This is a genomic window from Brevundimonas sp. (genome assembly GCF_004210735.1).
In the GTDB taxonomy this organism is placed as follows: Bacteria; Pseudomonadota; Alphaproteobacteria; order Caulobacterales; family Caulobacteraceae; genus Brevundimonas.
This window is the reverse complement of record NZ_SDZL01000075.1, coordinates 1-9,111: the sequence shown is the minus strand read 5'-3', so window position 1 is coordinate 9,111 and position 9,111 is coordinate 1. Positions and strand designations below refer to the sequence as shown.

Genomic DNA, 9,111 nt, shown 5'->3' with positions numbered 1-9,111 from the left:
AGCCCGATGCGGCCGCCCGTCTGACCGTTCAGAACACCGTCCAGCGTAAAGACGTCGCCCGCCACACTGTTGGTCAGGTCGATCACGCCCGAATTGTTCAGACGCTCCAGGCCCACGAACTCCGCCCCGGTCACGCCCGCCGCCAGATCGATGACCCCGGTGTTGTTGAACACGTCGTCGCCGGCGCCGAAGACGCTGTCGCCATCGGCGGTGAAACGACCCGCATTGTTGACCACGTCGTCCGCGCTGGAGAACCGCACCCGGCCCGACACCAGACCGCTGTTGTTCAGCGTCACCGCGCCCGCCTCGGCCTCGATCGCATAGCCGTTAGCGCTTGAGATCGAGCCGCCGTTGGTGATGGTCGAACCCTCCGATGCCGACAACAGCAGGCCGCCCGAACCACCCGCGACCACGGAGGTCGAGCCCAGGGTCACATTGACAGTCTCGCCCGTCAGGTAGGCGGCGACACCACCGGCCGATCCCAGACGGCGCGTGACGGCCAGGGTCAGTTTGCCATGGCTATTCGCGACCACCGCATCTGCGTCGGCGCCAGCGACATCGATATAGCCCAGCTTCAGGTCGATTTCATCTGCGGCAACCCTCACGCCGGCCGAGCCGGCGCCGGTGGTGCGGATGTCCTCAGCGGTGACGCCCAGGGCGCCGCTGCCCAAGATATTTGCATGAACGCCATCGGCATGATCGCCCCTGGTCTTCGCCGCCCCCACCGTGATGGAGGAGTCGTCGCCCGCAGTGACCGTGACGCCGGTCGCGCGATCGCCCCGGGTCTCCAGCATGTCAACGGTCACGTCATACCCGCCGCTGTCCGCATCGAGATCGGCCGCCTTTGCATCGTCCCCCTCGGTAAGGATGGCGTCCACGACGAGCTTACCGCCCGCAGCGGTAGCGGAGGACACAAGAACGCCCGTAGCGCCCTGGCCGCGCGTATGGATCGCACCCACGCCCAGATCAAACCGCTCGTAATGCTGAATGACTAGGCCGAGCGCCTCTTCACCCGACGTGTCGATGACGCCGATCCGACCGCGCAAGCTCACTGCCTCATCGTCGGTCCCAAAGTTGTTCAGGAAGGCGCCCGCCGAGAAGTCCCCGGTGGTCGTGATGCGACCGATGTCCACGGTCAGGTCCGCGGCGTAAAGATTGACCGCCGTCGAATTCGCGCCCGAGGTCGTCACCGTGCCCGCCTTGACGCTGAGCGCTTCGCTATTGTCCCCCTTCCCTTGATACAGGGAGGTGATGGCGTTGGCGTTGTCGCCCGTCGTGGTGACCGAGCCGAGTTCAGCGGTCATTCGCATCGCATCCTCGCCCGCCAGGACGACGCCGTCGGCGTCGTAACCCGTCGTGGTCACGCTGTTGGCGCGCACCAGGGCCGCGCCTTGTGAGCCAGTCACCAGAATTCCGTGCGACTCACGCCCCGCAGTTCCGACCGTGTCGAATGCGATGTCGGCCGATCCGTCGAGCATCTGCAGGGTGGCGCCGTAGGCAAAGTCGCCATGGGTGGTGACGCTGCGGGTCGCCACCGAGAGTTCGCCTCCTGCGACCCAGAGATCTAGGCCAGACGACTCGTCGCCGTGGGTCGTCACTGACCCCAGCGTCATGTCCGTAATCGCTCCCCCTTCCTGAGCGACGAAGTAGCCCTCGGAGAAGTCTCCCGTCGTCTCGATGGTTTCGATACGGCCGACGATTTCACTGCCCACGCTGTAAAGCGCCACAGCGGTGGCACTCTCGCCCTCGGTACGGACCGACCCGACGTCCAGTCTCAGCAGCGGTTGGGCCGCGGTCAGCTGAGGAGGGCTCAATGCGCCGATGGTGGCGCTCAGCCCCGCCGAGTTCGAGCCGTAAGTGTGGATCGACCCAACCTCGACCGTACCCCCCAACATACTCCCCAGCATCAGGCCGTTCGCGTTCACGCCACGCGTGACGATGCTGTCCATCCGGCCCGTCACCGTATTGCCGCGCAGGACAGCGCCATGGGATCCGTCGCCGGTCGTGGCGATGTCACCCAGATCAACGACGATCTGATCCGTGTCCAGAACCCACACACCCACCGCCGCCTCTCCAGTGGTGGAGACGGTTCCGGTTTTAAGCGTCGCAGCGCCGACCCCGTCGATCAGCATGCCGTGCGACTGATACCCTGCCGTGGTGATCGAGACGGCGTCGACCGCGACATTCTCGGTGTCATAAACATGGATGCCCGGCGCGTTGTCGTCAGAGGTCTCGATCGATCCGCTGTCGATCAAGGTCCGGCTATCACCGGCGACGACCCGGATACCTGTGCCCCCCACGTCAATCGTCTCGGTCCTTATGCGCAGGCTGCCGCCCGCATCCACATCGGCTTCAACGCCGGACCCCAGACCGGTGATAAGGCCGATATCGAGATCGTTCGCCCACTCGGCCGAAGCGCTGGACGCGCCGCCATAAATCCGCACGCCGATTCCCGTGGCGCCGACCTGTATTTCATCGACGATAGCACTGATCGTGTCGAAGTATCCTCGGTCCGTGGACGCGCCGAACATGAGCCCAGCCGCATTCTCACCGTCCACAACAACGCGTCCGACATCAGCTGCAACGACGCCGTCATCGTTGGACGTGCCGTAGAACACGACGCCTTTCGCCGCCCGACCGTAGGCCTCGACGTTGTTCGCCTTGATCGTAGCCCGTGTGGCTGCATCAACGGTAATGCCCGCGGTGCCGTTAGGCGACACCATTGTCGCCCTGGCGACAACACTGTCCACTTCGATATTGACGGACTTTCCACCACGGGCTTGGGTCGATATACCGATGGTTACAGCAGACGCGTGGTTGGAAGTCACCTCGACGGTGCCCACCTTGACGTCGACATCACCGTGGGTGGAGTATGCTTGGATGCCGAAGGCCTCACGGCCCGAAGCGGTCACAGTCCGAGCAGTTAGATTGACCGCCTGGTTGGCTGTGGCGAGGACCCCATATACTTGACCTCCGGTCACAGCAACCGTGTCAACGGCGACCTTTGCGCTGCCTTCCAGGCTGGCCACGCGGACGGCCGTGACGTTAGTTCCCGAGGCGGAGATCGCGACGCCTTCGCCAGCATCCAATTCCAGCGCGCCTGTCCCGATCATCCACAGACTACCCGCTTCCACCCCCGGGTCGAGATTCACTTTCAGGTTGGTTTGATCGACATAGCTGATCTCCCCGTAGGGCGAGCCGCTCGCTGCACATGTCACCACGCCATTCACCGGCGCGCCGCACTCGTCTGCGGCCTGGGCCGTCGTGGCGATGACGCCCAGGGCGCCGCCGAGCGCGGTGGTGGCCAGCAGGATGCGAGCGAGAGAGGTCTTGGGAGCGAAGGGGCGCATGAGGGGGACGGTCCAGATCAGAAAAGACAGGACCGCCCCTCTCGACGATAAATTTCGCGCCTGAAACAGTCGCGCGACGTTGCGACGCGCCCTCGACGAACTTACGTCGAACTTGGCATCGCCCTTGTCGCCCCCAGGCGCCGCGGAGGGTCAGGCGTCAGCGACGGAAACGGCTCAGGGCCGAACCCAGGGCGCGCGCCGCCTGGCCGCCCGGCAGGGCGTCCAGCGGGCTGGCGGGCGCTGCGGCCTCTTCGTCAGCTTCATCGACGCCCATGCTCAGAATGGCGCCGGCCGTCGAGTTATAGCGGACCTTGACCACCGACTCGACGTTCCAGACCGCCCCGGGCTGGGTCGGTCGCGGCGGCCAGGCGATGTTGGTCTCGCCGCCATAAGCGATGACGCGCAGCAGCGAATCCGGCGCCGCCGTCGTCACCGCGGTCGGGATGGCGCAGCTGGTGGCCGAGGCCGACATCACGGTTTTGGCGGCCTGCAATCGCGTCAGGTCGGCGGGGGTCAACAGGTCGGGGATGTTCATGGGCACGGCGGGCGTCTCGCTAGACGACCAGATCACCATATCGCCCGCCTCGTTCTGACCCATGGTCGAGACCAGGTAACCCTTGGCGTGGGGGATTGCATTCCAGCCGACGCGTACGGGCCCGGGTTGGCCCAGCCCCGTCAGCTGCAGGGGCGCGAGGAAGTCCTGGGTCTCGTCCAGGGTGAAGCGAATGTCGGGGGTATAGTTTCCCGACACCAGATGTTCACCGACCAGCGAACCCGTCGGCGACTGCGGGCGTCCCCGGCCCGGCCATTCGGCATAGGTTCGACTGCTGTTCGCCGAGGGGGGATTGAGCTGGGCCGTACGGTGCGTCGCCACGATCGCGGCGATCTGGCGCGCGCCGTCCTGATTGAGCTGGATCGTAATGGGCTGGCGGCCGCGCGTGTCGTGACCACAGCCGTAATAGATCAGCATACGGCCCGATTCTGCGGGCCTTTCCTCGATCGGGACGCCGTCGCCGTTTCGATCCGCCGGCTTGACCGAGAGTGCAAGACGCGGGCCGGCGCCCAACCCCGTGGGGGCCAAATGCTCAGCCTGCGGCCGTCCCTCAGGCGCACGACTGGTTCCCAGTTGCAGCAGCAATGACTGCTTGGGCGCGCCGCCCGACGTCAACGCCGACAACATGGCCATGCGCGAGGCGCCACTGGACATCGGCATGCCGACGGTCGTGTAGGCGGTCATCCAGTAGGTGGCTACCGGGTCGGTCGTGCGGCTCTGGGTGGCGCCCGATCCCGCAACGGCGAGCAGCGCTGCCGACAAGGCGGCCATGCGACGGAAGGACATGAAGGGTTCCTTGGCGGATCAGTGATCCGTGCTGGCTATAGGAGTGCTTCGCCGCGAGCAGCCGCCGGACGACCGCCTTAAGACCAACGCCCCTGCGCCGGCCCAGCCGAGACGCTGGTTACATTTTGGTCGCGCCAAACTTGAGCCCCCGCGACGCCGCAGCTCAGGCGGTCCGACGAGCCTCAGGCGCAGATCACGGACCAGTCCGTTGGCGTCGCAAGCGCAACAACAGCGCCGACGCCGCCATAATAGAGCTAACCGCCCCGACTGCCGAAAGCGTCAAAGGCGTCAGGCTCTATGGTGAACCCTCCATCACGAGGGCCGACGCTGCGTCAGGGCCGACGACACCGGTTGCGCGCCGGATCCTGCGGCATCTGCCCGCGCGCCAGCATGGTGTTGCAGTTCTCCTGGCGATCCCGGTTCGGGTTGTGCTGGTACCAGCCGTTGACCGGCCCGTCCGCGGGCAGGGAGTTGCGGCGGAACAGATTGCTGTCCCGGAACGCCTGACGCCGCCTGGCCTCATCCAGCTTGGGCGCCATATGGGGTGTGAGGCCGTCACCGATCCAGCCCGACGGGGTTCTGGTGCGTTTCACGCCGCCCGCTGTCTGCAACGGAGCCTGCGCCGCAGGCCGCATCGCGGGCTGAGTTTCATGCGGCGAGAGTGTCGCGGCGACGCCTCGGCTACTTTCGGTCTATTGCGGTCGGCATGGGTTCTCCGATCGCGCTTCGGTCCATTGGTTGGCCGCCTTCATCGCCTGGCAGTTCTGCTCACGCGTAAGTTCCGGCTTGAGGACATACCAGCCTGTGGGCGGGGGCAGGCCGCGAGCCTGCATATTCGACAGGCGAAACGCCTGCTGTTCTGCGGGCGTGCCTTGATAATTCACTTGAGGACGGCCCGAAGCGGGAGCGGGCTGCCGAACCTCCTCGGGAGCAGCCGGGGTCGTCGTGGCTGAGGGCGCCGGCGCACGAGGGCTGGTCACGTTCGTGACGGCGCGGTTGACGATCTGCGTCGCCGCATTCTCGGCTGTGCTGCGCAGCAGCCCGCTCAGAAAATCCTGAGCGTTTGCGGGCGTCGTCATCAGGACGACACCGGCGGATATGAGCGTGATGTACAGGCGACGGGACATTTCAACACCTCCGGGCGGCAGCGCGCCGGTTGTAAGCAGGATTCAAAGCAGCGACGGCAGCGCCTCGATCTCGGCCAGCAGATCGGCGTCCAACTCCTCGCCGTTCGAAATCGCCTTCACCGCCTGATTGACGACCACAAAATTGCTGTCGTCGATCAGCTTGCCCTCCAGCATCTTGAACAAGGCGTGGAAGGCGGGAATGTCGGTCACATTGCCGATGTCGAACTCGCTGGCCAGCGCGGCGGAGTCACGTCCGCTGTTTGTGCAGTAGGTGAAGATCGGCTGGAAGTAGCGCTCTTGCGGCGGCACCATGATCGAAATGCGTTGCGCAATGATGCCGTTCTGCACCTTGCGACTGCGCGAAACGAAGATAAGCCCCGGCGGCAGCTCAAGTGGAACAGGTAGATTGGTGTTGTTGTTGAACACCATGCAGAGCCGCACTTGCTCGCCCTTACCAACCGCCTGGTCCTGGTATTTGTAGTCGCAGTCCTCGGGATCCGCAGTGTTGTAGCCGCGGATCGGCGCTTCCACCGTCAGCCCGTCAGGCAAGGCGAATGGCGTCCCTTCGGGCTCAGCCTCGTTGGTGCCCATGCCCGGGGCATAGGTGATGTCCTGCGCCACCGCCATCGCGGGCGCCGCAGAGGTCAGAGCGATCGCCGCAGCCAACGCAGTGAGCGCCGAACGGGACAGAAGACGCCGCATCCTGGTGATTCCTTTGAACTGAAAACGGACAGCGCTCATCACAACGCCTCTATATGCTCCCGGGCAGCCTCGGAGATCTCGCCGGTATCGGCGATATCGCTGACCGCCATATCGACGACGGCCCATCCCCAGCGGTCGAGCACCTTGCCCTCCAGCATCTTGAATAGCTCCAGGAAGGCCGGAAGCTTGGTAACGGGCCCCATGTCGTATTCGGAGCTCAAGGCAGAGGTGTCGCGGCCGCTATTCAGGCACGACATGAAGATAGGTTGATAGTATCGCGTTTTTGCGGGTACCTCGATCGCGATGCGCTGCGTGATCATCCCATTCTGGATGTCAGTGCTCCGCGACACGAACATCAATCCGGGCGGCATCTGCAGGTTGGCGGGAAGATCCGAGTTATTGTTGAACACAAGGCAGATCCGAACCTGTTCGCCCCCGCCGACGGCCTGATCCTCATATTTCTGGTCGCAGCCCTCCGGGTCGGCGGCGTTATAGCCCTTGATCGGCGTCTCAAGCGTCAGACCCTCGGGCAGTTCGAACGGGACGCCTTCCGGCGCCGCCTCGTTCAGCCCCATCCCCGGTTCCTGGACATAGTCGTCGCTTTGAATCGCCAGCGCCGGCGTCGCCGCCGCGCCCAACAGCATCGCCAGGCACACCCCGGCGCAGGCGCGCGCCAAACTGGCGTAGTGGTGCTGCATTTGCTGAAACCGTTCCATTAGAACAGCACGCTCCCGCCATTGCCACTCCTACAGATCAGGCCGCGATAGCCCGCAGACTGCGCGCCTTTTCGGCCCGTGTAGTCGAGTTGCTTGCACGGGAATCCGTTGACCGGATGTTCGCTTGCGATGGTGATGGCATAGGCGCCGCCCCCGCCCGTACCGGTCCAGCGCAGGCTTTCCCCGACTGACAACCCCCAGAGGTGATCGCCAAGCTTGCCGAACATGCCGGGGATCTGGTGCTGGGCCCAGGTGTCAAAGCTGTACCCGCCCTCGCAGCTGCTGCACGACACCTTGCCGAAATCCACGAACGCCTTTTTGGCAGTCTGGTCGGCTTGGGAAAATTCGAACTCCCCCGGACTGCGCAGTGCAGGTGACAGGTTGGTCGGAATGGGAAGCGGCGCCGTGGACGAGGCCGGGGCCGCCCCAGCAGAAGTTTGCGGCGCACGCGGCGCCCCAGAGCTGGGCGTCGGGGCCGGTGCGGGACGCGCGGGCGTAGCGGCCGGCTGCCGCGGCTGCGTCACCGCCTGGGTGGCGCGATCCGCCAGCGCCTGGGCGGCTTGGCGCGCCGCGCCCCGAGCTAGCCCACCCAGAAAATCTTGGGCTGGAGCCGGCGAGGCGATGACCAGAGCGACGGCGGCGGCGGCGGCGGCGGCGGCAATGATCTTTGGGTGAGTATACATTTTGTCCTGTCGGCAAAAGTTCACTGTCAGCCTAATCCTGGGGGTGGTGCAGCGCTCTAGGCGAGCGACGAACCGTCGAACGCACGACCGATTTACGTCGAGCCCCACAGCGGCGAGAGATGCGTCAGGGCCGCCCGCTTGGCAGCAGGCGGCCTCGATGCGTCCGAACTCAGGGCTTGATCATCGCGCGCATCACGCGAGGAATGTCGCCGGGCCGCACCGACAGGACGACCGAAGATCTGAACGGATCGTCATCGACGCTATGCGGCTTGATCCCGACCGGGCGCCCATTGAGGCGACCACTCACCTCATATGATCCGAACGGAAGCCCCGTCACGGCATAGCCCTCGCCCGTCCGCCGAACCGTCTTGGTGTAAACCTGGCCCGTCTCCCGCGAGCGCAAGGTCAGCTCCAGTCCGGCCAAATCGGTGAATTCCCCAATATCGTTGGCGACGGCCAGGATGGCGCCGTTGCCGTATTCATTCTCGCTGGTCGACTCAACGATGCGGTAGGTGAAATTCCGCACGCTGACGGCGTTGCTGGCGAAGGTCGTCGGGTTCTCGGGCAGCAGGCTGATTGAATTCAGGTCACCCGACGCGGCATACTCGCCCCTCGGCAAGCCCTGAAGAGAGATGGAGTAGCGGCCATCGGGACCCGTCACGGCCTGGCGGTTGTAGCTCCCACCGTACAGCAACTGACCGCCGCCGAAAGATTGATAGAAGGCCCCGACTTGAGCGCCCGCGACCGGCCGCCCCGCCTCGTCGGTCACACGGCCGCGTACAACGCCGCTCTGCGCTTGCGCCGTACCCCACAGGGCTGCGGTGGCCGCCAGCAGTAGCGCCACGACGATGACGAGAGCGCCGGCGCCCTTGGCAAAGAACGGGGATGAAGGTCGCATTGGGAGGCTCCGTTACACCTTCGCAGGAAGCGGGCCGGGCCGACGGCGACAAGGCGACCGCGACGGTCCGTCAAAAAGTCGATCAGTTTTCTACGAACACCCGGGCCGGCCAGACCGGACGCCGGAGCAGATGATCGGCCGAACCATCGGCCTTCCGCGCCACAGACCGGATCAGTGGAAATCGACGTCGTTCGCCTCGCTCGCCGCGCCGGCCTGTGGTTCGACGCTGGCCTGAAAGACGCCGCAACCTGAGGGCGTTCCAGCCCCCTTTGGGGCCGCCCCCTCCCCCGATATGC

The 9,111-nt window shown here is 65.2% G+C and carries 8 protein-coding genes; all 8 read right to left on the bottom strand.

Annotated elements, in window-relative coordinates:
• Window positions 1-3,350: hypothetical protein (locus EON91_RS12940; protein ID WP_292095490.1), on the bottom strand; the 3,350-nt coding region annotated here is incomplete at its 3' end.
• Window positions 3,351-3,507: 157 nt separating this feature from the next.
• A complete protein-coding gene (locus EON91_RS12935) occupies window positions 3,508-4,689 on the bottom strand; it encodes a hypothetical protein (protein ID WP_292095487.1) in 1,182 nt (393 codons plus the stop codon).
• 332 nt (window positions 4,690-5,021) lie between these two features.
• Complete coding sequence (locus EON91_RS12930; RefSeq protein WP_292095484.1) at window positions 5,022-5,282, bottom strand: hypothetical protein; 261 nt, start codon at window positions 5,280-5,282, stop codon at window positions 5,022-5,024.
• Between the two features lie 99 nt (window positions 5,283-5,381).
• Window positions 5,382-5,816, bottom strand: coding sequence for a hypothetical protein (locus tag EON91_RS12925; RefSeq protein WP_292095482.1), 435 nt, complete (start codon window positions 5,814-5,816; stop codon window positions 5,382-5,384).
• Between the two features lie 42 nt (window positions 5,817-5,858).
• On the bottom strand, window positions 5,859-6,518 hold the full coding sequence (locus EON91_RS12920) for a hypothetical protein (protein ID WP_292095480.1): 660 nt from the start codon (window positions 6,516-6,518) through the stop codon (window positions 5,859-5,861).
• 38 nt (window positions 6,519-6,556) lie between these two features.
• Window positions 6,557-7,234, bottom strand: a complete 678-nt coding sequence (locus EON91_RS12915; protein WP_292095477.1) for a hypothetical protein — start codon at window positions 7,232-7,234, stop codon at window positions 6,557-6,559.
• The gene (locus EON91_RS12910; protein ID WP_292095474.1) at window positions 7,234-7,917 is read right to left on the bottom strand and encodes a hypothetical protein; all 684 of its coding nucleotides are present in this window, start codon (window positions 7,915-7,917) and stop codon (window positions 7,234-7,236) included. Before EON91_RS12910 ends, EON91_RS12915 begins: the two co-directional genes overlap by 1 nt.
• A gap of 169 nt (window positions 7,918-8,086) precedes the next feature.
• A complete protein-coding gene (locus EON91_RS12905; RefSeq protein ID WP_292095471.1) occupies window positions 8,087-8,815 on the bottom strand; it encodes a carboxypeptidase-like regulatory domain-containing protein in 729 nt (242 codons plus the stop codon).
• Window positions 8,816-9,111: the final 296 nt, after the last annotated feature.